Source organism: Vibrio sp. 2096 (assembly GCF_033339595.1).
GTDB classification, from domain to species: Bacteria; Pseudomonadota; Gammaproteobacteria; order Enterobacterales; family Vibrionaceae; genus Vibrio; species Vibrio alginolyticus.
The window spans coordinates 59,178-82,529 of sequence record NZ_JAWOUX010000005.1 but is presented as its reverse complement, the minus strand read 5'-3'; the positions used below and the strand labels follow the sequence as shown (position 1 = coordinate 82,529).

Sequence of the window (23,352 nt, the reverse complement as noted above, 5' to 3'; positions counted from 1 at the left end):
GCGTCCTGGAGGATTCGAACCTCCGACCGCCTGGTTCGTAGCCAGGTACTCTATCCAGCTGAGCTAAGGACGCGCAGATCTTCTTGCTAAGAAGTTGTGAAGTAAATCACATTCATTTCTTACGAAACAAAAAAAAGGCCATCGGGCCAGTCAATGAATGGCGGTGAAGGAGGGATTCGAACCCTCGATACGGGATAAACCGTATACTCCCTTAGCAGGGGAGCGCCTTCAGCCTCTCGGCCACCTCACCGTTTTCATTGTTATATCTCAAAAGAGATATGGCGCGTCCTGGAGGATTCGAACCTCCGACCGCCTGGTTCGTAGCCAGGTACTCTATCCAGCTGAGCTAAGGACGCACTTTTTGTTGATAAATCAACGTTGCAAGAATGGCGGTGAAGGAGGGATTCGAACCCTCGATACGGGATAAACCGTATACTCCCTTAGCAGGGGAGCGCCTTCAGCCTCTCGGCCACCTCACCGTCTTGCGGAGGCACATATTACGTTTTACCGAAAATATGTCAAACACTTTCTTTGAAAAAATCTACGAAACTGGCTTAACCGTTGCTGATTTAATCAAAGTGACTATTAAACGAACTTTATCACTCTATTATGATGAAAAAAAGAGAGTCTTCTCTGAAAAAAAGACATTTATTTTCAAATAACTTTCTGAAGTTCGAATCAATATTATTGATGAATTCACAGCCATACTCAACACAATAGTTTCTGCAAATTTTCAAAAACAGTAAAAACTAAAAAGGCCAACCCTTCGGTTAGCCTTTTTCATTCAAACTAAGCTCTGTAAACAGGAGCGACTTAGTAGTTACCTGAAGCAACGTTGCCATTGCCTTTTTCAGCTTGAATGCGCATGTAGATTTCTTCACGGTGAACTGAAACCTCTTTCGGAGCGTTAACGCCGATACGCACTTGGTTACCTTTAACACCTAGTACAGTTACAGTCACTTCATCACCAATCATCAGTGTTTCGCCTACGCGGCGAGTCAAAATTAGCATTCTTTGCTCCTTGAGTAATCTCTAAATTTTCTTGCTACAAAGCTATTATCCAACAAAAGTTATATTTTCGTAAACTACCTTGTTAGCGAAAATCAGCCTAAAAAGGCATGTTTTTGTTGAATGTTTAATGCTTCACTAGACGTAATGTAAGCATCATGCAGAATGTTTGCTGCTGTATCCACACATTCGGGTGCTAAAACTAGCATCATAGTGAGTGCATTCGTTGCGCTGAAATTGATCTCAATATCTCGCTTTGCCAACAAATCGCATGCGTGCTCTACCATTCCATTGGCCTCAAGCCCCACTGCGGTCAACAGGCTTACCACTTCACTATTACGGATTTTGTCGCTGAACACCAGATCGAACTTGGCACATGCATCTTGTTTTATCATGATACCTGCCCGTTCTGTTTCCTCGATCACATTCCAAATGTCGATACCCAACATCTGACATTGTTTTGTAGCACTAGATAAATGTTCTTTATCGACTTCGATTATGGCAAGGTCACGTTGAATGGCTATACCAGAGACGGCTTGATTGCCTAACTCCCCCTTTACCAGACTGCCTTCATTAACATCAAATGTCGAAAGCACGCGCAGTGGCACATTATTCTTCCATGCAAATTGCACTGAAGGTAAATGTAATACTTTCGCGCCTCGGCTTGCCATCGCTTCCATGGAAGGAAAATCGATAACCGCCAATTTTCGCGCGTTTTTCACTACACGTGGGTCACAAGTATAAATACCATCAACGTCGGTAAAGATTTGACACTCATCAGCGCGCAATGCGCCTGCCAGTGCCACTGCGCTCGTATCTGAGCCACCTCGACCTAATGTGGTGATATCCCCGTTCTCATTCACACCTTGAAAGCCTGCAACAATCACGATTTGGTCTTGCTCAAGCAATCCCAGAATTGTCTTAGTATCAATGTGTTTAATCGTTGCGTCATTGTGTTGATTATCCGTCACAATATTCGCCTGTGCTCCGGTAAGCGAGCGTGCAGCATGACCCAATTTATTGAGTGTCATTGCTAACAGTGCCATTGACACTTGCTCACCAGCAGAGAGCAAAACATCAAGTTCTCGAGCTGTAGGCACGCTATCTATCTGTTTAGCGAGGTCCATCAGTCTGTTTGTTTCGCCTGACATTGCAGACACGACAACAACAACTTGATTGCCATCATTTTTCGCCTTAATGATGTGTTCAGCAACTTGGTGGATTCTTTCAATTGAACCCACGGAGGTTCCGCCAAACTTTTGCACGATAAGGGGCTTTTTCACCAGTCTTCACCTTCCCAAGACCGAAGTCTCTTTAGAACTGCTTACATCGTCAGTATTTCCTTTTAGAAAAATTATATAAGCAGTAGTTACAACAAAAACCAAATAGCCTAAATGACTCGGTTAACTTTTGGTCAATTAAACCACTTGGCTGCTAAAAAAATTACGCTCAATCAAAGAAACTTGATTGAGCGTAATTTTAGTAGTTAAAAGCTTATAAGCGCTCTTCTAACCAAGGCTGAACTGTTTTAATTGCCTCTGGTAGTGCGGCTACATCAGTACCACCAGCTTGAGCCATGTCAGGACGACCACCGCCCTTACCACCGACTTGCTCAGCAATCATCTTAACTAGATCACCAGCTTTTACTTTACCAGTTAGATCTTTAGTCACACCAGCAATCAGGCCAACCTTGTCACCTGTTACGTTAGCAAGCAGTACGACACCAGACCCCATTTGGTTCTTGATGTCATCAACCATAGTACGTAGGTTCTTGCTGTCAGCGCCTTCAAGAGCTGCGACTAGAACTTTTGTACCATTGACTTCAACCGCTTTGCCCATGATGTTAGCGCTTTCTGCTGCCGCCATCTTATCTTTTAGCTTCTGCACTTCTTTCTCTAGCGCTTTTGCTTTCTGTGCAGATTCTGCCAGTTTCTCTTCGTACTTCGCGTTTTGAGCTTCAATCGCGTCTAATGCAGCCTCGCCTGTTACCGCCTCAATACGTCGAATACCTGCAGCAATGCCGCTTTCTGAAGTGATTTTGAATAGGCCAATATCACCTGTGCTTGATGCGTGAATACCACCGCAAAGCTCTGTCGAGAAGTCGCCCATAGATAGTACGCGTACTTCGTCGTCGTACTTCTCGCCGAATAGAGCCATTGCGCCTTTCTTCTTAGCAGACTCAATGTCCATCACGTTGGTTTCAATCGTGTGGTTGCGACGAATTTGCGCGTTAACTAGGCGCTCAACTTCTTTCAACTCTGCTGCGGTTACGGCTTCTAGATGCGAGAAGTCGAAACGTAGGTTGTCTGCCTTCACCAATGAGCCTTTCTGCGTTACGTGCTCACCTAAAACTTGGCGTAGTGCTGCGTGTAGCAAGTGCGTTGCTGAGTGGTTTAGAGAGATAGCTGCGCGACGCTCTGCGTCAACGATAGTTGCTACTTCATCACCTTTCGCTAGAACGCCTTCTGCCATTACACCGTGGTGCGCGATTGCGTTACCTAGTTTTTGAGTGTCCTCAACGTGGAATACACCAGACTCAGTACGGATTTCACCAGCGTCACCACACTGACCGCCTGACTCTGCGTAAAATGGTGTTTCACCAAGTACGATGATTGCTTTGTCGCCCGCAGATAGTGAATCTACTTCGTTGCCTTCAACGAACATCGCTGCTACAGAACTAGAGCCTTTAGTACCTGTGTAACCACAGAATTCTGTTTGCGTATCAACTTTGATTGCTGCGTTGTAGTCAGTACCGAAGTTACCCGCTTCACGCGCACGTTGACGCTGTTCTTCCATCGCTTTCTCAAAACCTTCTTCGTCGATTGCGAACTCACGCTCACGTGCAACGTCGTTAGTTAAGTCAGCTGGGAAGCCATAAGTGTCGTAAAGTTTAAATACGGTTTCGCCGTCCAGTACTTTACCGTCTAGGTTATCTAATGCTTCGTTTAGAATCGCCATACCGCGCTCAAGTGTACGACCAAAGTTTTCTTCTTCGATACGCAGTACTTTTTCAACCACAGCTTGTTGACGCTTCAGCTCTTCACCAGCCGTACCCATGATGTCAGCTAGAACGCCAACCAACTTGTGGAAGAATGCACCTTGTGCGCCCAGCTTGTTACCGTGACGAACTGCGCGACGGATGATACGGCGTAATACGTAACCTCGACCTTCGTTTGAAGGCATAACGCCATCCACGATCAGGAATGAACATGAACGGATGTGGTCAGCGATAACGCGTAGTGATTGGTTTGATAGGTCTTCGTAACCGATCACTTCTGCTGCTGCTTTGATAAGAGCTTGGAATACATCGATTTCGTAGTTTGAGTGAACGCCCTGCATGATTGCAGAGATACGCTCGATACCCATACCAGTATCTACCGATGGTTTTGGTAGCGGTTCCATAGTCCCGTCTGCGTGACGGTTGAACTGCATGAATACGTTGTTCCAGATCTCGATGAAACGGTCACCATCTTCTTCAGGCGTGCCAGGACGGCCACCCCAGATGTGCTCACCGTGATCGTAGAAGATTTCAGTACATGGACCACAAGGGCCAGTGTCGCCCATTTGCCAGAAGTTATCAGACTCGTACGGCTTGCCGCCTTCTTTATCACCAATGCGAACAATACGATCAGCGGGTACGCCAACTTTCTTGTTCCAGATGTCAAACGCTTCGTCATCGGTTTCGTAAACAGTTACCAATAAACGATCCGCTGGCAGTTTAAGAACTTCGGTTAGGAATTCCCAAGCAAAGGAGATCGCATCTTCTTTGAAGTAATCGCCAAAGCTGAAGTTGCCTAACATTTCAAAGAATGTGTGGTGACGAGCAGTAAAGCCAACATTTTCTAGGTCGTTATGTTTACCACCAGCACGTACGCAACGCTGAGCCGTAGTCGCTCGAGTGTAGGCTCGTTTTTCTAAGCCTAAGAAACAATCTTTAAATTGGTTCATACCTGCGTTTGTGAACAGCAGGGTTGGGTCGTTATGTGGAACTAACGATGAACTTTCTACGATTTGGTGTCCTTTGCTCTCAAAGAACTTGAGGAACGCGTTACGAACCTCATCAGTGCTCATGTACATGCAGCTCTTCCTGAAAATAGTCGAGTTAGAATTTTGCCGTATTGTAGATCATGCAAACAGCTGAGACTAGTTTTCTTGAGGAAAAGAGGGAGTAGGAGAAAAAATTTGAAGCAAAACAAAAATCAGTGCGGACGACTGACCGTTAATCTTCGTCCTCAAAGCTCAGCGCGTAGCTGATTTGGTCAAAACTGTAGCCACGATATTGCAGAAAACGAACTTGTTTTGCGTACTCTTTTTGGTCTTTGGCTTTAATACCTTTGAATTTCTTTTCTGCCGCCTGTTTAGCCAGTTCAAACCAATCTTGCGGCTCTTCAGCCATAGCTTGCTCAATCACCGACTCCGCAACACGCTTCTGGTTTAACTCTTGACGAATTCGACGCTCTCCATGTCCTTTGTATACATGCTGTCTAATTTGACTCTTCGCGTAACGTAAATCATCTAAATAGTTATGGTCTAGGCAAAAATTAATTGCGATGTCGATGTCTGATTCTTCATAGCCCTTCATCGATAATTTTTGGTAAAGCTCATACTGACCATGATCGCGACGGCTAAGCAATTGGATAGCAGCCTCTTTGCTCGATAATGTCGGCGCCTGGCGTTTTTGGTACATGATGATCCTAAAAGTATTTTTGCTGTACAGGCTCTCAATGGCCTTTGTGATAATTCGATTTTTGATTTCAATAGATACAACAAAGCCCCGCATTGCAGGGCTTTGTCATTTATTAATCTATGAGAGATTAAAACTCTTCAGCTTGCTCTGGCGCTTCACCAGCTTCAGGCGCTTCCGCAAGTGCTGGCGCTAGCAACATTTCACGCAGTTTTGTATCGATAGTTTTAGCCACTTCAGGATGCTCACGCAGGTAGTTACACGCATTCGCTTTACCTTGACCAATCTTATCGCCATTGTAGCTATACCAAGCACCGGCTTTTTCAACTAACTTGTGCTTCACACCTAGATCGACAAGTTCACCTTCGCGGTTAAAGCCTTGGCCGTACATGATTTGTGTGTTTGCTTCTTTAAATGGTGCTGCAATCTTATTCTTAACAACTTTGATGCGCGTTTCGTTACCTACGACTTCGTCACCTTCTTTGATTGCGCCAGTACGACGGATATCTAGACGAACAGAAGCGTAGAACTTAAGTGCGTTACCACCTGTTGTTGTTTCTGGGTTACCAAACATCACACCAATCTTCATACGGATTTGGTTGATGAAGATACACATACAGTTAGACTGCTTTAGGTTACCCGTTAGCTTACGCATTGCTTGAGAAAGCATACGTGCTTGCAGACCCATGTGGCTATCGCCCATTTCGCCTTCGATTTCTGCTTTCGGTGTTAGCGCTGCAACAGAGTCGACAACCATAACATCGATAGCACCAGAACGTGCAAGTGCGTCACAGATCTCTAGCGCTTGCTCACCTGTGTCTGGCTGAGAAACTAGCAATGCATCGATATCTACGCCAAGTTTCTTCGCGTATACAGGATCTAGAGCGTGCTCTGCATCGATAAACGCACAAGTTTTGCCTTCACGTTGCGCAGCAGCAATAAGCTCAAGCGTTAATGTTGTTTTACCTGAAGATTCTGGGCCGTAGATTTCTACGATACGACCCATTGGTAGACCACCAGCACCCAAAGCGATATCAAGAGAAAGAGAACCCGTTGAGATGGTTTCTACGTCCATTGCGCGGTTATCACCAAGGCGCATGATAGAGCCTTTACCGAATTGCTTTTCAATTTGACCTAGCGCAGCGGCGAGCGCTTTCTGTTTGTTCTCGTCCATTACTTTCTCCGATTTATTCATCTTCTTTGGGCGACGAATAGTAATTCATTTTTCTTAAGCAGAAGAACTGCTCAGCAATGAAAGTTATTATACTGTTGATTCATACAGTGTCCATACCTGTATGAAAAAAATTTGGCTGACCTAAAGTCATGATTTGCTCTAGCCCTTATCAATGCTGGGCTAAAACAAGTTAAGAAATTCTAGAGCAGATGTTGATACAATTGAGTCAACGCGTGCTCGACCGCTTTTTTGCGAACTTCTGCACGGTCACCAGAGAAATGCATGGTTTCTACTTGCTGCCAACTTTGGTTATCAGCAAAAGCAAAGCAGACCATACCGACTGGTTTCTCTTCACTGCCACCACCCGGCCCTGCAATACCACTGATGGATACACCGATGGTGGCATTTGAGTTTTTAATTGCACCCTGTACCATTTCAATCACAACTGGCTCACTCACTGCACCATGCGCTTCTAACGTTGAAGCTTGCACACCAAGCATCTCCATTTTCGCTTCATTACTGTAGGTGACGAACGCACGGTCAAGCCAAGCTGAACTACCAGCAATGTCAGTAATGGCGGTTGCAACACCACCACCTGTGCATGATTCTGCGGTTGTTAAAACATGCCCGTGTTTAGCCAATAATGCGCCTAAATCGGCACTCAATTTTGTTGTTTTTTCCATAGCCAAAATGCCCTTTGTCTCTTTTTACTTGATAGGGATTCACGTATCCTAAGCCGCTACGGAAATAAACAAAAGAACTTACCTGTGAAAGCTGAACAAAAACACACTCCGATGATGCAGCAATACCTCAAGCTAAAAGCTGAGAACCCAGAGATTTTGCTGTTCTACCGCATGGGCGATTTCTACGAACTCTTTTACGATGATGCCAAGCGAGCTTCTCAGCTTCTTGATATTTCATTGACCAAACGTGGTGCGTCTGCAGGTGAACCTATCCCAATGGCGGGTGTGCCATTTCACGCCGTAGAGGGCTACCTGGCAAAACTTGTTCAGCTTGGTGAGTCTGTGGCAATCTGTGAACAGATTGGCGATCCGGCCACCAGCAAGGGACCGGTAGAACGTAAAGTTGTGCGTATCGTGACACCAGGTACTGTGACGGATGAAGCGCTGCTTTCTGAGCGTGTCGATAACTTAATCGCAGCAATTTACCATCACAACGGTAAGTTCGGTTATGCGACGCTGGATGTCACCTCTGGTCGCTTCCAACTGACAGAACCAGAAACTGAAGAAGCGATGACAGCCGAGCTTCAACGCACTGCACCACGTGAGCTACTGTTCCCAGAAGATTTTGAACCTGTACATTTAATGGCGGGCCGCAATGGTAACCGTCGTCGCCCAGTCTGGGAGTTTGAGCTTGATACGGCTAAGCAACAACTCAATCAACAATTTGGCACAAAAGATCTGGTTGGTTTTGGTGTAGAACATGCGTCCTTAGGGTTATGTGCTGCTGGTTGTTTGATCCAGTACGTAAAAGATACTCAACGTACGGCTTTACCTCATATTCGCTCTTTAACGTTTGATCATCAGGATCAATCCGTCATCCTTGATGCTGCTACCCGACGTAATCTGGAAATTACTCAAAATCTAGCAGGCGGAACCGATAACACGCTCGCTGCAGTACTCGACCATTGTGCAACTCCGATGGGCAGCCGAATGCTGAAGCGTTGGTTGCATCAGCCTATGCGTTGCATTGAAACGTTAAACAATCGCCTTGATGCGATTGGTGAGATTAAAGAACAAGCTCTGTTTGCCGATCTTCAACCAACGTTAAAGCAAATTGGTGATATTGAACGTATCTTAGCGCGCCTTGCATTACGCTCTGCTCGCCCTCGCGATATGGCTAGACTTCGCAATGCCATGCAACAGCTACCAGAGCTAGAATCTGTCACCGCTTCTTTGACCCATCCGTACCTAACGAAATTGGCGAAGTATGCAGCTCCGATTGACGAAGTATGTGACCTGTTAGAGCGCGCGATTAAAGAAAATCCGCCGGTTGTTATTCGTGATGGTGGCGTCATCGCTGAAGGCTACAATGCGGAGCTCGATGAATGGCGAAAATTGGCAGACGGTGCAACAGAATATCTTGAGCAGCTTGAGCGAGATGAGCGTGAACGACACGGTATCGATACGCTTAAAGTAGGCTATAACAACGTTCATGGCTTCTTTATCCAAGTGAGCCGTGGCCAGAGCCATTTGGTTCCACCGCATTATGTACGTCGCCAAACACTCAAAAACGCTGAACGCTACATCATCCCAGAGCTTAAGGAACACGAAGACAAAGTACTTAACTCGAAATCTAAAGCGTTAGCACTTGAGAAACAGTTGTGGGAAGAACTGTTTGATCTATTGATGCCAAACCTTGAGAAGCTGCAAAACCTAGCTTCTGCTCTGTCTCAACTGGATGTATTACACAACCTAGCAGAGCGTGCAGATTCGTTAGATTACTGCCGCCCAACGCTTGTGAAAGACGCAGGAATTCACATTCAAGCTGGTCGTCATCCAGTCGTAGAACAAGTAACAACAGAGCCGTTCATCGCGAACCCAATTGAGCTGAACCCAGCCCGTAAGATGTTGATCATTACCGGTCCAAACATGGGTGGTAAATCAACCTACATGCGTCAAACTGCGCTGATTGCATTGATGGCACATATCGGCTCTTATGTACCGGCAGAATCCGCACAGATTGGTTCTTTAGATCGTATATTTACTCGTATTGGTGCGTCAGATGATCTTGCATCTGGCCGCTCGACCTTCATGGTAGAAATGACCGAAACAGCCAATATTCTTCACAACGCAACTAAGAATAGTTTGGTGCTAATGGATGAAATCGGACGCGGTACTAGTACTTACGACGGTCTGTCTTTAGCTTGGGCAAGTGCGGAATGGCTCGCAACACAAATTGGTGCGATGACCCTATTTGCAACCCACTACTTCGAATTAACAGAGTTACCAAGCCAGCTGCCAAACTTAGCGAACGTTCACTTGGATGCCGTAGAACATGGAGATAGCATTGCCTTTATGCACGCAGTTCAAGAAGGTGCGGCCAGTAAGTCTTACGGTCTGGCTGTTGCGGGCTTAGCAGGCGTACCAAAAACGGTCATCAAAAATGCGCGTAACAAGCTATCTCAGCTAGAGCAACTGGGGCAAAACAGTGACACACCACGTCCAAGTGCAGTAGATGTGGCTAACCAGTTGAGCCTGATTCCAGAGCCTAGCGAGGTCGAACAAGCTCTGTCAGGTATTGACCCTGACGACTTAACGCCACGCCAAGCTCTTGAAGAGCTGTATCGCTTGAAGAAGATGCTGTAAACAGACTCACACCGACGAACAAAAAAGAAAAAAGGCTATGGGGAACCATAGCCTTTTGTGTATCTAGTGAAATACGGATTATTTAATCGTCTTCTACGTTAAACAAGTTTTCCATATTCAAACCTTGTTTGATTAGGACTTCACGAAGACGACGTAAACCTTCCACTTGTATTTGACGTACTCGCTCACGTGTCAGACCAATCTCTCGACCAACTTCTTCCAGCGTCGAAGGCTCATAGCCTAGTAGGCCGAAGCGTCGTGCAAGCACTTCTTTCTGTTTCGGATTCAACTCTTCTAACCAATGAATCAACGATGATTTGATGTCGTCATCTTGAGTCGAAACTTCTGGATCAGAGTTGTTTGCATCAGGAATAATATCCAGCAGCGCTTTCTCACCGTCACCACCGATTGGCGTGTCGACAGAGCTAATACGCTCATTAAGGCGTAACATTTTGCTTACGTCTTCGACTGGAATATCTAATTGAGCAGCAATTTCTTCTGCGGTCGGTTCGTGATCGAGCTTTTGAGAAAGTTCACGCGCAGTACGCAGATAAATGTTCAGCTCTTTCACTACATGGATAGGTAGACGGATCGTGCGAGTTTGGTTCATCAACGCTCGCTCTATCGTTTGTCGGATCCACCACGTTGCGTAAGTAGAGAAACGGAAACCACGTTCTGGGTCGAATTTTTCGACCGCTCGGATCAAGCCGAGGTTACCTTCTTCAATCAGATCAAGTAGTGCTAGACCACGGTTACTGTATCGACGAGAAATCTTAACAACCAAACGTAGGTTACTTTCGATCATACGTTTGCGTGCCGCTTCGTCGCCACGTAGGGCGCGTCTTGCGTAAAGCACTTCTTCTTCGGCAGTAAGTAAAGGTGAGAAGCCAATTTCGCCCAAATACAACTGAGTTGCATCTAAGCTTTTACTGCTCGCGTCAAATTCTTCACGCGCAGTCGCTTTGCTTTCTGTGGATGATGATCTTTCGAGTTCGTTATCAATGGTCTTCACTGACGCATTATCAAATGCAAACTCTTCAACTTTGGTTACTGTGTTGCTGATACTCATAACGCCTCCCCCTGGCGAGTTAGCAAGACATGACAACTCAATATGTCGCTAAATGATGTCGCAAGTTGTTTTTCAAAGTTTTAAGGCAAATAGCGTTTTGGATTCACTGATTTACCTTGATAGCGAATTTCAAAGTGTAGTTTGACCGACTTTGCACCTGAACTACCCATGGTGGCGATTTTTTGTCCGCTTTTTACGCTTTGTCCTTCTGTGACCAGCAGTTTGTCATTATGTGCGTATGCGCTTAAATAATTGTCGTTATGCTTTACTATAATTAAGTTGCCATAACCTCGTAGCGCATTGCCTGAATAAACGACTGTGCCGGCTGCGGTTGAAACGATAGGTTGACCACGCTGTCCTGCGATGTCGATACCTTTATTTCCCTGTTCTCCCGCCGAAAAGTTCTTGATTACTCTCCCTTTTGTTGGCCACAACCACTTTGAGACTTTATCACTCTTTGCTGTGGTAGTTGGCGCTTTTTGCTTCACTTTTTGGTTATCTTTTGAACCAACATACTCCTTTGTTTTCGATTGTTCAACCTTCTTTGGAGGCTGTTTTTGTACGACTTTAGGCTTAGTCTCTGTAGGTTTTTGACTAGAGTTTTTACTCGAAGGTTTAGGTTTAGAGGCTGTTGATGTTTTCGTCACTGGAGCTGGGGGTGTCGTAACAACAGGAGCCACAACGGGTTCAACTTTTTGACCATATTTAGGGGCGACATATTTCGGAGCCCAAAGTTTTAGCCTCTGTCCTGGGTAGATAGTGTAAGGCTGAGTTAACTCATTGTAACGAACAAGATCATTTACATCTTTATCTGTGACATAAGCTATGAAGTAAAGCGTATCGCCTTTTTTTACCTCATAATAACTCCCTCTGTAACTCCCTCTTTCAAGGCTTGAATAGTCTTTTTTTAGACTAGAGACAGGTGCAGGGGAATGCGCTGCACAACCAACTAGTCCTGCAGCAAACACAAAGCTAATACCAATATGACGTAGTAACTTATTCACCTATCCCTAACCCTTAAGCTAAATCACCCGCAACCAGAGGTACGAACCGAACCATTTCTACAACGGTAGAGAGATATTCGTCTCCCTTACGCTCTATTTTTAATAACTGTTGCTCCGTATCTCCAACAGGAATGACCATTTTGCCGCCATCTCTTAATTGTGAGAGAAGAGCTTGGGGAATCACTTCAGCGGCAGCGGTAACAATGATAGCATCGAAAGGACCTCTCGCTTCCCAGCCCTGCCACCCATCAGCATGCTTAGTTGAAACATTGTAAATATCCAATTGCTTCAGGCGACGCTTTGCTTCCCATTGCAACGATTTAATTCGCTCAACGGAGTATACATGATCAACAATTTGCGCCAGTACCGCGGTTTGATAACCCGATCCCGTTCCGATTTCCAGAACACGACTCGCCGGCTCTAGCTCAAGCAACTCGGTCATACGAGCAACGATATAAGGCTGAGAAATAGTTTGTCCCTGACCAATTGGTAACGCATTGTTATCATAGGCTTGGTGCATCATCACTTGAGAAACAAAGCTTTCTCGTGGCAAGCGTTGGATAGCATCCAGAACTCTTTGGTCTTTGATGCCACTGGAGATAAGAAACGCTATCAACCTGTCAGCATGTGGGTTACTCATTACTTCTCTTCCTTTAACCAACTATCCATAGCACGCAGCGACTCGTGAGCGGTGAGATCAACTTGCAGAGGCGTCATTGAAACTCGGCCATGCTCAATTGCATAAAAGTCCGTGCCCTCTCCTGCATCTTGCTCCTTTCCTGGTGGGCCTAACCAATAAATGTCATGGCCTCTCGGATCTTTCTGCTTGATCATATTCTCTGCGTGATGACGTGCACCTAAACGCGTAACTTCAATTTCACCTAAATTCTCTGATGGTAAGTCAGGCACGTTTACGTTCAGTAGACGATTCGTTGGAATCGGCGACGCTAAATGCTGTTGTACAATTTGACGTGCAATTTTAGCGGCGGATTCGAAATGTCGCTTACCCACTAGAGAAAAAGCCACCGACTGAACGCCAAGGAAATGACCTTCCATGGCGGCTGCTACTGTTCCAGAATAAAGAACATCATCACCCAAATTAGCGCCATGGTTGATTCCTGACAGAACAAGATCAGGCAAATCATCTTTCATTAGCTCATTCAGCGCGAAATGCACACAATCCGTGGGCGTGCCTTGCACTGAGTAGATATTTGGGGCAATTTCAGTCACGCGTAATGGTTGTTCTAATGTGAGTGAATTCGAAGCACCTGAACGATTTCGATCAGGTGCGACAATGGTCACTTCAGCGATATCTCTCAACTCATCAGCGAGGGCATGAATCCCTTGAGCATGAACACCATCATCATTGCTGATTAAGACCCTTAAGGGCTTCGGGTTTCGTGAATCCTGTTCCATTAGTATTCTCTTTCTACTTCAACCTCATTAACTAACTCACGAACAATAGAGGTCGCAAAAGATCCCGCATCCAGTGAGAAAGTCAGCGTAATGTTGTTACCTTCAACCGTCCAAGCTAAATCTTTTGGCTTCAGCGCAATATCGCGACGATCGTGGCGCATGCGATTACCACGAATCAGCGCCATGAGGTCAGGCTCTTCGTCTAAAAACGGTTGCTCTAATGCCAGAGCCTCGGCTTGAGTAGGCAGTGCATTATCGCCAGCAAGCGCAGCGGTAATTGCCGCTTCACCTTGTGCAAATTGTACTTGCAAATCAGTGATGTTGTTTGCATCAATCAACTGAGTGCCAGAATTCGTCTGTGCAATGTCACCATCAATGAACTTATCAAACACACCATTCTCTAGGCGAGCTGAAACGATGCGGTTGAAAATCCACGAACGAGCCGCTGATAAATACATGCTGCGCTTGTTTTGATTGCGGGTACGAACGTTTTCGCGTCCCCATCGACGTGCTTCTTCAAGGTTGTTACCATCGTTACCAAAACGCTGACTACCAAAGTAGTTTGGCACGCCAACTTGTTTCACTTTTTCAAGACGTTGCTCTACATCCGCTATATCTGTCACTTCAGACAAGGTAACCACGAACTCGTTCCCTACTAGGTCACCAGGACGCAGTTTTTTATTGTGACGATCTGTTGCAAGGATTTCGATACTTGGGTATTGAGACAAAAACGCTGAAAAATCTGGCGTTTCACCTTTTGGTAAATGGACACTTAACCACTGTTCCGTCACCGCATGACGGTCTTTAAGACCCGCCCAGCTAACGTCTTTCGACTTAACACCACAGGCTTTTGCTAACTCGTTAGCAACGAAGCTGGTGTTCTCGCCCTTTTTACGGATACGAACCATTAAGTGCTCGCCTTCGCCCGTAAAGGCAAAACCTAAATCTTCGCGAACCTGAAAATGCTCTGGCTGCGCTTTAATTTTTGCCGATGCAACTGGCTTACCCGTTAGGTAAGCCAATGAAGATAAAATGTCTGACATGATGTGTTTCCGCTGATATCACAGCTTAGGGGAGCAAATTGCTAGTTATTGCTTAAACAGAAGTACAACGGCTTCCGTTGCAATGCCTTCTTTGCGTCCAGTAAAACCGAGACGTTCTGTCGTCGTCGCTTTTACGTTGATGTTACTAATGTCGGTTTCTAGGTCTTCGGCAATTGCCGCACACATTGCGTCAATGTGTGGTGCCATTTTAGGCGCTTGTGCCATGATGGTTACATCAGCATTGCCAAGACGGTAGCCTTGCTCTTTGACTCGACGGTAAACGTCTTTCAGTAATTCACGACTGTTTGCGCCTTTCCATTTATCATCCGTATCTGGGAAATGACGACCAATATCGCCGGCAGCAATCGCGCCCAGCAGAGCATCCGTTAACGCATGCAACGCTACATCGCCGTCTGAGTGTGCAATCAAACCTTGCTCATAAGGGATTGCTACACCACCAATAATGACTGGGCCTTCACCACCGAATTTATGTACATCGAAACCATGACCAATTCGAATCATTTTCTATCCTTTCTTTATTCGCCGCGCTCACGGCTTAGATAAAACTCGGCTAACGCGAGATCTTCTGGCTGAGTGATTTTTATATTGTTCGCATTCCCTTGAACTAAGGCTGGCTTCTCGCCTAACCATTCCAAAGCCGAGGCTTCATCGGTAATGGTTACACCCTGTTCTAATGCGTCAGCCAGTGCTTGAGTAAGCTGCTGAGTTTTAAACATTTGTGGAGTAAGTGCATGCCACAATGCTTCTCTATCTACCGTATGATCGATATCTTGTACTGCGTTTGCTCGCTTCATTGTATCTCTCACAGGAGATGCGAGAATGCCACCCGTTGAGTGGGCGCAGCAAACATCAATCAAACGGTCAATGTCGGATGTTAATACACATGGCCTCGCAGCGTCGTGGACTAATACCCACTCGCTTTCCAGATGCTCATTGACATAGTTTAGCCCTGATAACACAGAGTCTGCTCTTTCTTTACCACCAGCTACACGAATCACATCTGGGTGCTTAGCAATGGACAATTCTGGGTAATATGGGTCGCCGTCAGTAACGGCAACGACAACCTTAGAAATATTTGGGTGAGAAAGCAGTTTCTCTACGGTATGTTCCAGTACCGCTTTACCTTCGATCAATAAATATTGCTTAGGGCGATCTGCCTTCATTCTGCTCCCTACACCAGAAGCTGGCACAATTGCGATATGCGATGAGTTCATATCCAACATTTTAATGGTTTTCCTCACCTATAATGCGGTAAAAAGTCTCGCCATCTTTAACTAAACCGAGCTCATGACGCGCACGTTCTTCAATCGCATCAAGACCTTGCCTTAAGTCATCAATCTCAGCGAACATTTCATTGTTGCGAGCTTGTAGCTTGCTGTTCACTTGTTGCTGAACTTCAATTTCATCTTTTACTGTGTAGTAGTCAGACACTCCGTTTTTACCAAACCATAGAGTGTATTGAAGCAAGCCAAACAGTAGCGTAAGGGCTATAACAAAGATTCGCATATCGCTGCTAACATTCTGTACCGGAAGGAATTAGATAAGGTGACATATATAGCATAAATGCGAGGTTGCCTCTAGGGGAGAAAGGGAGACTCACACGCTCCTTACAAGAAATAAGCAGCAAAATGAAACAAAGAGACTTCTCTACTCTCTCCTCGTTCTATGGAATCACAAATGAACGTAAGCGAAAGACATCAAAAAGCAAAGCCTGTTCTCATATGTCAGATACAAAAACACCCCGCCAAAGCTGGGTGTTTTTAAAGTTTTAAGTTAAGCCGTTAATTCAGTTAAGAATTAAGCTTGACCTTTAACTTCTTTAAGATCGCTTACTTGAAACATGGACTTAGCGCTTCCGTTATATAAAAAAACACCCCGCCAAAGCAGGGTGTTTTAAAAGCTTTAAGTTAAGCAGCTAATTCAGTGAAGAATTAAGCTTGACCTTTAACTTCTTTAAGACCGTTGAAAGGAGCGCGCTCACCTAGAGCTTCCTCGATACGGATTAGCTGGTTGTACTTAGCAACACGGTCAGAACGGCTCATAGAACCAGTTTTGATTTGACCTGCAGCTGTACCTACCGCTAGGTCAGCGATAGTTGCATCTTCAGTTTCGCCAGAACGGTGAGAGATTACTGCTGTGTAACCTGCGTCTTTAGCCATCTTGATTGCAGCTAGAGTCTCAGTTAGAGAACCGATTTGGTTGAACTTGATAAGGATAGAGTTAGCTACGCCTTTCTCGATACCTTCAGCAAGGATCTTAGTGTTAGTAACGAATAGATCGTCACCTACTAGTTGAAGCTTGTCACCTAGTAGTTCAGTTTGGTGCTTGAAGCCATCCCAGTCAGACTCGTCTAGACCGTCTTCGATAGAAACGATTGGGAATTGGTTAGCTAGCTCAGCTAGGTAGTGGTTGAACTCTTCAGAAGTGAAAGTTTTACCTTCGCCTTTCATGTTGTAGATGCCAGCTTCTTTGTCGAAGAACTCAGATGCAGCACAGTCCATAGCTAGAGTTACGTCTTTACCTAGTTCGTAACCAGCAGCTGCAACAGCTTCTGCGATAACTTCTAGAGCTTCAGCGTTAGATTTAAGGTTAGGAGCGAAACCACCTTCATCACCAACTGCAGTGCTGTAGCCTTTAGACTTAAGAACTTTAGCTAGGTTGTGGAATACTTCTGCACCGATACGTAGACCTTCTTTAAGAGTCTTAGCGCCAACTGGTTGGATCATGAACTCTTGGATGTCAACGTTGTTGTCTGCGTGCTCACCACCGTTGATGATGTTCATCATTGGTAGAGGCATAGAGAACTGACCTGCAGTGCCGTTTAGCTCAGCGATGTGCTCGTATAGAGGCATGCCTTTCGCAGCAGCAGCAGCTTTAGCGTTTGCTAGAGAAACAGCTAGGATAGCGTTAGCACCGAATTTAGATTTGTTTTCAGTGCCGTCTAGTTCGATCATTACTGCGTCGATTGCAGCTTGGTCTTTAGCGTCTTTGCCAACTAGAGCTTCAGCGATTGGGCCGTTTACAGCTTCAACTGCTTTAAGAACACCTTTACCTAGGAAACGTGCTTTGTCACCGTCACGTAGCTCAAGAGCTTCGCGAGAACCAGTAGATGCGCCAGATGGAGCTGCCGCCATACCTACGAAACCGCCTTCTAGGTGTACTTCAGCTTCTACAGTTGGGTTACCACGTGAGTCGATGATTTCACGACCTAGAACTTTAACGATCTTAGACATTAATGTTTCCTCTCGTTTCAAATATAAATGTCAATCTTAAAGGGCAGCAGCACAACCTTCGCCGCCGCCCGTATCCTTTTACTTCTCGAATTCGCCGCGTGCGTTTTGGCCCGCAGCCTTAACAAAACCTGCAAACAATGGATGTCCATCGCGAGGAGTCGAGGTGAATTCTGGGTGGAACTGAGCCGCTACAAACCATGGGTGAGCTGGGTTCTCAATCATTTCCACTAACTTCTTGTCCGCAGATAGACCTGATACTTTTAGGCCTGCTTTTTCGATTTGCGGACGAAGCACGTTATTCACTTCGTAACGGTGACGGTGACGTTCATGGATCGTCGCGCTACCGTACAGTTCACGAGCTTTAGTCCCTTTCTCTAGGTGACACAGCTGTGAACCAAGACGCATCGTACCGCCTAGGTCAGACTTTTCAGTACGCTCTTCTACGCTACCTGATTCGTCTACCCACTCTGTGATCAAACCTACCACAGGGTACTTAGTCTCTTTGTTAAATTCTGTTGAATGTGCACCTTCCATACCCGCAACGTTACGCGCGTATTCGATTAGTGCAACTTGCATACCCAAACAAATACCTAGGTAAGGCACGTTATTTTCACGTGCATATTGAGCCGCACGGATCTTGCCTTCAATACCACGATCGCCGAAGCCACCTGGTACTAGGATCGCGTCCAAACCTTCTAGAAGTTCAACGCCTTTTGTTTCGATATCTTGTGAGTCTACATACTTAATTGTGACGCTTAGACGGTTTTTCAAGCCAGCGTGTTTAAGCGCTTCGTTCACAGATTTGTATGCATCTGGTAATTCAATGTATTTACCAACCATACCGATGGTTACTTCACCAGTAGGATTTGCTTCTTCGTAGATAACCTGTTCCCATTCAGAAAGGTCTGCTTCAGGAGCAGTAATACCAAAGCGAGCACACACAAGGTCATCTAGCCCTTGAGATTTAATCAACTGAGGGATCTTGTAGATAGAGTCTACATCCTTCATTGAAATTACTGCTTTTTCTGGAACATTACAGAACAGTGCGATTTTTTTACGCTCATTCGCAGGAATAACGCGATCGCTACGGCAAACTAGGATGTCTGGCTGAATACCGATAGATAGAAGTTCTTTTACAGAGTGTTGCGTCGGCTTAGTTTTCACTTCGCCCGCTGCCGCTAGGTAAGGAACAAGTGTTAGGTGCATGAACATTGCGCGCTCACGGCCTAGCTCAACAGCTAGCTGACGAATCGCTTCCATAAATGGTAGTGATTCGATATCACCAACAGTACCGCCAACTTCAACGATAGCCACATCATGGCCTTCAGAACCTGCAATAACGCGATCTTTGATTGCGTTAGTGATATGAGGGATAACTTGAATAGTTGCGCCTAGGTAGTCACCACGACGTTCTTTACGAAGTACGTCGGCATAAACACGACCTGCAGTGAAGTTGTTACGCTTGGTCATCTTGGTACGGATGAAACGCTCGTAGTGACCAAGGTCAAGGTCAGTCTCTGCGCCATCTTCTGTAACGAACACTTCACCGTGCTGAGTAGGGCTCATTGTGCCCGGGTCAACGTTGATGTAAGGGTCAAGCTTCATCATAGTCACTTTAAGACCACGAGCTTCTAGAATAGCCGCAAGAGATGCTGCTGCAATACCTTTACCTAGAGAGGATACAACCCCGCCAGTAACAAAAATGTAATTTGTCGTCATGTTTAACCTGAAATTGGTTGAATGAGGGAAATGGAGTGCTTCTGGACGGGAGATAAATATACCAGAAGCTCCTTACCGCCACAACGTGAAATCTATCACACCGTAATTTTTTATTTTTTGCTTCAAATCAAAGTGAGCAAAGACAAACCAAAGTCCGTTTTCGTGTAACCAAACAAGCTGACCTTATATTATGTATTCTGCCAGTTTACCTCTGCCTCGATTCTTCTTGTTTTACTTCATCCCAAAAATGGTCAAGTTCTGATAAAGAACAATCTGTAAGTACTTTGCCTGACTGCTGGACCTTGCCTTCAACTTGTTTAAAACGTCGCGCAAACTTTACGTTTGCTTTTCCTAGCGCGACTTCTGGGTTTTTATCAAGGTGGCGAGCCAAATTGACAGTCGCAAATAGCAAATCACCGAGCTCCAACTCAACTTTCTCTTCATCGGGCTGAACTTGCAGTGCCTCTTCCATGACTTCGTCAATTTCTTCTCGTACTTTATCGACAACCGGGCCAAGTGAATCCCAATCAAACCCAAATTTTGCACATTTTTTCTGAATTTTTGTAGCACGAGAAAGTGCCGGTAAAGAGTTTGGTATTGAGTCTAGGATACTTTCTTCCGCTTTGCCTACTAGGGCTTTTTCTTTTGCTTTTTCCGCTTCCCAGTTCGCGTTAATTTCCTCGTCAGATTCAAACTCAACATCTGAAAAAACATGCGGGTGGCGACGAGTCAGTTTTTCGTTCACGGTTTCGACGACATCCGAAAAGTCGAACAGCTCTTGCTCTTTCGCTAGCTGACTGTAAAAAATCACCTGAAACAACAAATCCCCTAGCTCTTCTTTTAGATTGGGCCAATCTCGATTTTGAATCGCGTCCACCACCTCGTAGGTTTCTTCTATTGTATGCGGAACGATGGTGTCAAAGGTTTGTTTTAAGTCCCAAGGGCAACCGTTTTCTGGGTCACGCAGCTTCGCCATGATTTGTTCTAACTGTTCAATTGGATGACTCATTTTTGGTTCCTTTAAACCTTTCTATTAAAGAAAAAGGTGAGCAGCCAAAACCACTCACCTTCTACATTATATTTTCTCAGCAGCTTTCACTAAGTAATTGTTACTTTGACAAGGCAACAAGTTTTCGCGACTCCTGAGCATAGCCTACTATGTGATGCCCCTGAGCCGGCACGTCGGAATAAGTGCAGCTAACGCAGATAAAAAGCCAAATATGACGCAAGTGTAACTCTGTAAATAGTTGAAGTTGTAGCTAGGCGACAAACAAACGAGACTCCATCACATGGTTCACCATGTGATGGAGCGAGGGCGTGCAGTCAACAACGCTACAACGATAACTATGACGAGAGTTTTAGCCGAGGCGTTTCACCGTCATGACATCCTTGATCTGTTCCACACGTTTCGAAACCCGCGAAAGCACCTCAATATTGGTGACTTCTAGGTCAAAGTCCATGATGGCAAGTTGACGTCTGTAGTCGACTCGGTTCTTCATACTGGTCACTTTGATCTTTTCGTTGGCGAACAGTGTCGTAATGTCTTTGAGTAGACCACCTCGCTCCATCGCTTCAACACGCACGGTGAGGATGTATGACCCCACAAAGCCGCTGCCCCAGACTGTATCGATGATGCGCTCTGGCGCATGATGGCGCAGTTCTTCTAGCTGTTCACAGTCACTACGGTGTACTGAAATCCCACGACCTTGCGTTATGTAACCAGAGATATCGTCACCTGGAATTGGCTGACAGCAACGTGCTAGATGTGTCATTAGGTTATCGACGCCTTCTACTACAACTGCGTCTTTTTTCGGTCGGCTTTGCGCGGGTGATTTATGCTCAGCTTCTTGCAGTTTTTCCAGTGCTTGCTGGTCTTCTTCCTCTGCCGTTGGCTTGTTAACTAACGCGTTGATATGGTTAATGATTTGGTTGATGCGCAAATCACCGCTACCTACCCCAACATACAATTCATCTGGTGTTTTGACGTTAAACCGCTTGAGGGCGTAATGCTCTGCATCTTTTAACGTTGCGCCAATTTTGGCTAACTCATGCTCAAGGATTTCACGACCTGCTTCGAGGTTCTTCTCACGGCTTTGTTTTCGGAACCAGGCGTTAATTTTGGCACGCGCACGACCAGAATGAACGAAGCCTAATGATGGATTTAACCAGTCACGTGATGGGTTAGGTTCTTTCTGAGTGATAATCTCGACTTGGTCACCCATATGTAATTTATGCGTGAACGGCACAATACGACCTCCGACTTTGGCACCGATACAACGGTGTCCCACTTCGGAGTGAATGTGATAGGCAAAATCTAGCGGCGTTGCCCCCATTGGCAAATCGACAACATCACCACGCGGTGTAAAGGCATAAACACGGTCATCAAAGACTTGGCTACGCAGCTCATCGAGCATTTCGCCAGAGTCAGACATTTCTTCTTGCCAATCCAGTAGCTTACGCAGCCACGTGATCTTCTCATCATAACCGCTTCGGCTGCTTGCCCCTTCTTTATATTTCCAGTGCGCTGCAACCCCCAGCTCCGACTCTTCATGCATTTGCTTGGTACGAATCTGGATCTCGATGGTTTTGCCTTCTGGCCCTAGAATTACTGTATGGATCGATTGATAACCGTTTGGTTTAGGGTTAGCAACGTAGTCATCAAACTCGCTCGGTAGGTGCTTGTATTTGGTGTGAACTACGCCTAAAGCCGCGTAACAATCTTGCAGTTTGTCTGCGATGATACGCACTGCTCGCACATCAAACAGCTCATCAAAGGCCAAACTCTTTTTCTGCATTTTTCGCCAAATGCTGTAGATGTGCTTAGGTCGACCACTCACTTCGGCATTGATGCCCGACACTTCCATTTCGTGCGTGAGGTCTTCAACAAAGTCTTTGATGTACTGTTCACGAACGATGCGCCTCTCAGAAAGCTGTTTGGCAATTTGTTTGTAAGTTTCCGGTTGTTGGTAGCGGAAAGCGTAATCTTCAATTTCCCATTTCAGCTGACCGATGCCTAATCGGTTTGCTAGCGGCGCATAGATGTTGGCACACTCTTTTGCCGCCGCACGTCGAACTTCATCTGGCGCTTTTTTAACTTCAATAAGGTTACAAATTCGTTCCGCGAGCTTGATAACTACGCAGCGGAAGTCATCCACCATGGCAAGCAGCATACGGCGTACGTTATCTACCTGAGATGACGCTGCACTGCCTTCCATGTTGACGTTGAGTTGGCCAATAGCAGCCATTTCTTCAACGCCGTCGATTAATTTTATGATTTCTTTGCTGTATTTCTCTTCCAGAATTTCTCTGTTAAAAGCACCACTTGAAACCAAAGGAAACAGTTGAGCAGCCACTAAAGTGGCTTGATCCATAGACAAGGTGATCAAAATTTCGATCATTTCTCGTCCACGCCACAACAACAGCTCCGCTTGCTCGTTATCAGCTAATACCGTCTGGCAATCTCGATAGACTTCGATTAAGCGTGAGGCTGTGTTTTTCTCTTGTCCTAGGCTAGCCACCCAGTTTTCGAGTTCAAACTGTTCATCTTGGTTTAAATGCGCGCTTCTTACCGCAACCATCTCATCATCCTAATTATTATATTCGTGTGGTTTGACTAACACCGTCCAGGTTAGTTCTTTTACCGCGCGTACAC

19 protein-coding genes and 4 tRNA genes are annotated in these 23,352 nt (G+C 45.6%); 1 reads left to right on the top strand and 22 read right to left on the bottom strand.

Going from position 1 to position 23,352, the window contains the following annotated elements:
• From R7Q41_RS11605 to pncC, 10 genes are all read right to left on the bottom strand, one after another.
• Window positions 1-73, bottom strand: a tRNA-Arg gene (locus R7Q41_RS11605).
• Window positions 74-158: 85 nt separating this feature from the next.
• Window positions 159-250 (bottom strand) — tRNA-Ser (locus R7Q41_RS11600).
• A gap of 29 nt (window positions 251-279) precedes the next feature.
• A tRNA-Arg gene (locus R7Q41_RS11595) sits at window positions 280-356 on the bottom strand.
• A 31-nt stretch (window positions 357-387) separates the two neighbouring features.
• Window positions 388-479, bottom strand: a tRNA-Ser gene (locus R7Q41_RS11590).
• Between the two features lie 334 nt (window positions 480-813).
• Complete coding sequence (gene csrA, locus R7Q41_RS11585; RefSeq protein WP_004415691.1) at window positions 814-1,011, bottom strand: carbon storage regulator CsrA; 198 nt, start codon at window positions 1,009-1,011, stop codon at window positions 814-816.
• Window positions 1,012-1,103: 92 nt separating this feature from the next.
• On the bottom strand, window positions 1,104-2,291 hold the full coding sequence (locus tag R7Q41_RS11580) for an aspartate kinase (protein WP_005383803.1): 1,188 nt from the start codon (window positions 2,289-2,291) through the stop codon (window positions 1,104-1,106).
• A 211-nt stretch (window positions 2,292-2,502) separates the two neighbouring features.
• Complete coding sequence (gene alaS / locus R7Q41_RS11575) at window positions 2,503-5,085, bottom strand: alanine--tRNA ligase (RefSeq protein WP_132936929.1); 2,583 nt, start codon at window positions 5,083-5,085, stop codon at window positions 2,503-2,505.
• 142 nt (window positions 5,086-5,227) lie between these two features.
• Window positions 5,228-5,695, bottom strand: a complete 468-nt coding sequence (recX, locus tag R7Q41_RS11570; protein ID WP_017633543.1) for a recombination regulator RecX — start codon at window positions 5,693-5,695, stop codon at window positions 5,228-5,230.
• A gap of 127 nt (window positions 5,696-5,822) precedes the next feature.
• Complete coding sequence (recA, locus tag R7Q41_RS11565) at window positions 5,823-6,866, bottom strand: recombinase RecA (RefSeq protein WP_005380874.1); 1,044 nt, start codon at window positions 6,864-6,866, stop codon at window positions 5,823-5,825.
• Between the two features lie 200 nt (window positions 6,867-7,066).
• Complete coding sequence (gene pncC / locus R7Q41_RS11560) at window positions 7,067-7,549, bottom strand: nicotinamide-nucleotide amidase (RefSeq protein WP_005383794.1); 483 nt, start codon at window positions 7,547-7,549, stop codon at window positions 7,067-7,069.
• 84 nt (window positions 7,550-7,633) lie between these two features.
• Here pncC and mutS point away from each other — a divergent pair, with 84 nt between their 5' ends.
• The gene (gene mutS, locus R7Q41_RS11555) at window positions 7,634-10,195 is read left to right on the top strand and encodes a DNA mismatch repair protein MutS (RefSeq protein ID WP_132936930.1); all 2,562 of its coding nucleotides are present in this window, start codon (window positions 7,634-7,636) and stop codon (window positions 10,193-10,195) included.
• 82 nt (window positions 10,196-10,277) lie between these two features.
• Here mutS and rpoS read toward each other — a convergent pair whose 3' ends face one another.
• The 12 genes from rpoS to relA all read right to left on the bottom strand — a co-directional run bounded on the left by rpoS (window position 10,278) and on the right by relA (window position 23,278).
• A complete protein-coding gene (gene rpoS / locus R7Q41_RS11550) occupies window positions 10,278-11,264 on the bottom strand; it encodes an RNA polymerase sigma factor RpoS (RefSeq protein ID WP_005380887.1) in 987 nt (328 codons plus the stop codon).
• Between the two features lie 80 nt (window positions 11,265-11,344).
• Window positions 11,345-12,268: a peptidoglycan DD-metalloendopeptidase family protein gene (locus R7Q41_RS11545; protein WP_017633546.1), complete on the bottom strand. Its 924-nt coding sequence runs from the start codon at window positions 12,266-12,268 to the stop codon at window positions 11,345-11,347.
• Window positions 12,269-12,281: 13 nt separating this feature from the next.
• On the bottom strand, window positions 12,282-12,908 hold the full coding sequence (locus R7Q41_RS11540; protein WP_318144502.1) for a protein-L-isoaspartate(D-aspartate) O-methyltransferase: 627 nt from the start codon (window positions 12,906-12,908) through the stop codon (window positions 12,282-12,284).
• The gene (surE, locus tag R7Q41_RS11535) at window positions 12,908-13,684 is read right to left on the bottom strand and encodes a 5'/3'-nucleotidase SurE (protein WP_005380894.1); all 777 of its coding nucleotides are present in this window, start codon (window positions 13,682-13,684) and stop codon (window positions 12,908-12,910) included. The genes R7Q41_RS11540 and surE overlap by 1 nt, the downstream gene beginning before the upstream one ends.
• Window positions 13,684-14,727 (bottom strand): tRNA pseudouridine(13) synthase TruD, encoded by a 1,044-nt coding sequence (truD, locus tag R7Q41_RS11530; RefSeq protein WP_017633547.1) that lies wholly within the window; start codon window positions 14,725-14,727, stop codon window positions 13,684-13,686. Before truD ends, surE begins: the two co-directional genes overlap by 1 nt.
• A 45-nt stretch (window positions 14,728-14,772) precedes the next feature.
• Entirely contained in the window at window positions 14,773-15,249 is a 477-nt protein-coding gene (gene ispF / locus R7Q41_RS11525) for a 2-C-methyl-D-erythritol 2,4-cyclodiphosphate synthase (protein WP_005380896.1), read from the bottom strand.
• Between the two features lie 14 nt (window positions 15,250-15,263).
• Window positions 15,264-15,971 carry a 2-C-methyl-D-erythritol 4-phosphate cytidylyltransferase gene (ispD, locus tag R7Q41_RS11520; RefSeq protein WP_318108928.1) on the bottom strand — a complete coding sequence of 236 codons (708 nt, stop codon included), beginning with the start codon at window positions 15,969-15,971 and terminating at the stop codon, window positions 15,264-15,266.
• Window position 15,972: 1 nt separating this feature from the next.
• Window positions 15,973-16,254: a cell division protein FtsB gene (gene ftsB / locus R7Q41_RS11515; RefSeq protein WP_005380907.1), complete on the bottom strand. Its 282-nt coding sequence runs from the start codon at window positions 16,252-16,254 to the stop codon at window positions 15,973-15,975.
• Between the two features lie 425 nt (window positions 16,255-16,679).
• Window positions 16,680-17,981: a phosphopyruvate hydratase gene (gene eno, locus R7Q41_RS11510; protein WP_005383785.1), complete on the bottom strand. Its 1,302-nt coding sequence runs from the start codon at window positions 17,979-17,981 to the stop codon at window positions 16,680-16,682.
• 78 nt (window positions 17,982-18,059) lie between these two features.
• A complete protein-coding gene (locus tag R7Q41_RS11505; RefSeq protein ID WP_021034029.1) occupies window positions 18,060-19,700 on the bottom strand; it encodes a CTP synthase in 1,641 nt (546 codons plus the stop codon).
• A gap of 205 nt (window positions 19,701-19,905) precedes the next feature.
• Entirely contained in the window at window positions 19,906-20,709 is an 804-nt protein-coding gene (gene mazG / locus R7Q41_RS11500; RefSeq protein ID WP_005383780.1) for a nucleoside triphosphate pyrophosphohydrolase, read from the bottom strand.
• Window positions 20,710-21,058: 349 nt separating this feature from the next.
• Entirely contained in the window at window positions 21,059-23,278 is a 2,220-nt protein-coding gene (gene relA / locus R7Q41_RS11495; RefSeq protein ID WP_005380915.1) for a GTP diphosphokinase, read from the bottom strand.
• Between the last annotated feature and the right edge of the window lie 74 nt (window positions 23,279-23,352).

Bases quoted from the DNA above. Each gene is read 5' to 3' on its own strand.
- csrA (WP_004415691.1), bottom strand. From the start codon at position 1,011: ATGCTAATTTTGACTCGCCGCGTAGGCGAAACACTGATGATTGGTGAT.
- ispF (WP_005380896.1), bottom strand. From the start codon at position 15,249: ATGATTCGAATTGGTCATGGTTTCGATGTACATAAATTCGGTGGTGAA.
- relA (WP_005380915.1), bottom strand. From the start codon at position 23,278: ATGGTTGCGGTAAGAAGCGCGCATTTAAACCAAGATGAACAGTTTGAA.
- recA (WP_005380874.1), bottom strand. From the start codon at position 6,866: ATGGACGAGAACAAACAGAAAGCGCTCGCCGCTGCGCTAGGTCAAATT.
- pncC (WP_005383794.1), bottom strand. From the start codon at position 7,549: ATGGAAAAAACAACAAAATTGAGTGCCGATTTAGGCGCATTATTGGCT.
- ispD (WP_318108928.1), bottom strand. From the start codon at position 15,971: ATGTTGGATATGAACTCATCGCATATCGCAATTGTGCCAGCTTCTGGT.
- ftsB (WP_005380907.1), bottom strand. From the start codon at position 16,254: ATGCGAATCTTTGTTATAGCCCTTACGCTACTGTTTGGCTTGCTTCAA.
- recX (WP_017633543.1), bottom strand. From the start codon at position 5,695: ATGTACCAAAAACGCCAGGCGCCGACATTATCGAGCAAAGAGGCTGCT.
- mazG (WP_005383780.1), bottom strand. From the start codon at position 20,709: ATGAGTCATCCAATTGAACAGTTAGAACAAATCATGGCGAAGCTGCGT.
- truD (WP_017633547.1), bottom strand. From the start codon at position 14,727: ATGTCAGACATTTTATCTTCATTGGCTTACCTAACGGGTAAGCCAGTT.
- alaS (WP_132936929.1), bottom strand. From the start codon at position 5,085: ATGTACATGAGCACTGATGAGGTTCGTAACGCGTTCCTCAAGTTCTTT.
- eno (WP_005383785.1), bottom strand. From the start codon at position 17,981: ATGTCTAAGATCGTTAAAGTTCTAGGTCGTGAAATCATCGACTCACGT.
- R7Q41_RS11540 (WP_318144502.1), bottom strand. From the start codon at position 12,908: ATGAGTAACCCACATGCTGACAGGTTGATAGCGTTTCTTATCTCCAGT.
- rpoS (WP_005380887.1), bottom strand. From the start codon at position 11,264: ATGAGTATCAGCAACACAGTAACCAAAGTTGAAGAGTTTGCATTTGAT.
- R7Q41_RS11505 (WP_021034029.1), bottom strand. From the start codon at position 19,700: ATGACGACAAATTACATTTTTGTTACTGGCGGGGTTGTATCCTCTCTA.
- surE (WP_005380894.1), bottom strand. From the start codon at position 13,684: ATGGAACAGGATTCACGAAACCCGAAGCCCTTAAGGGTCTTAATCAGC.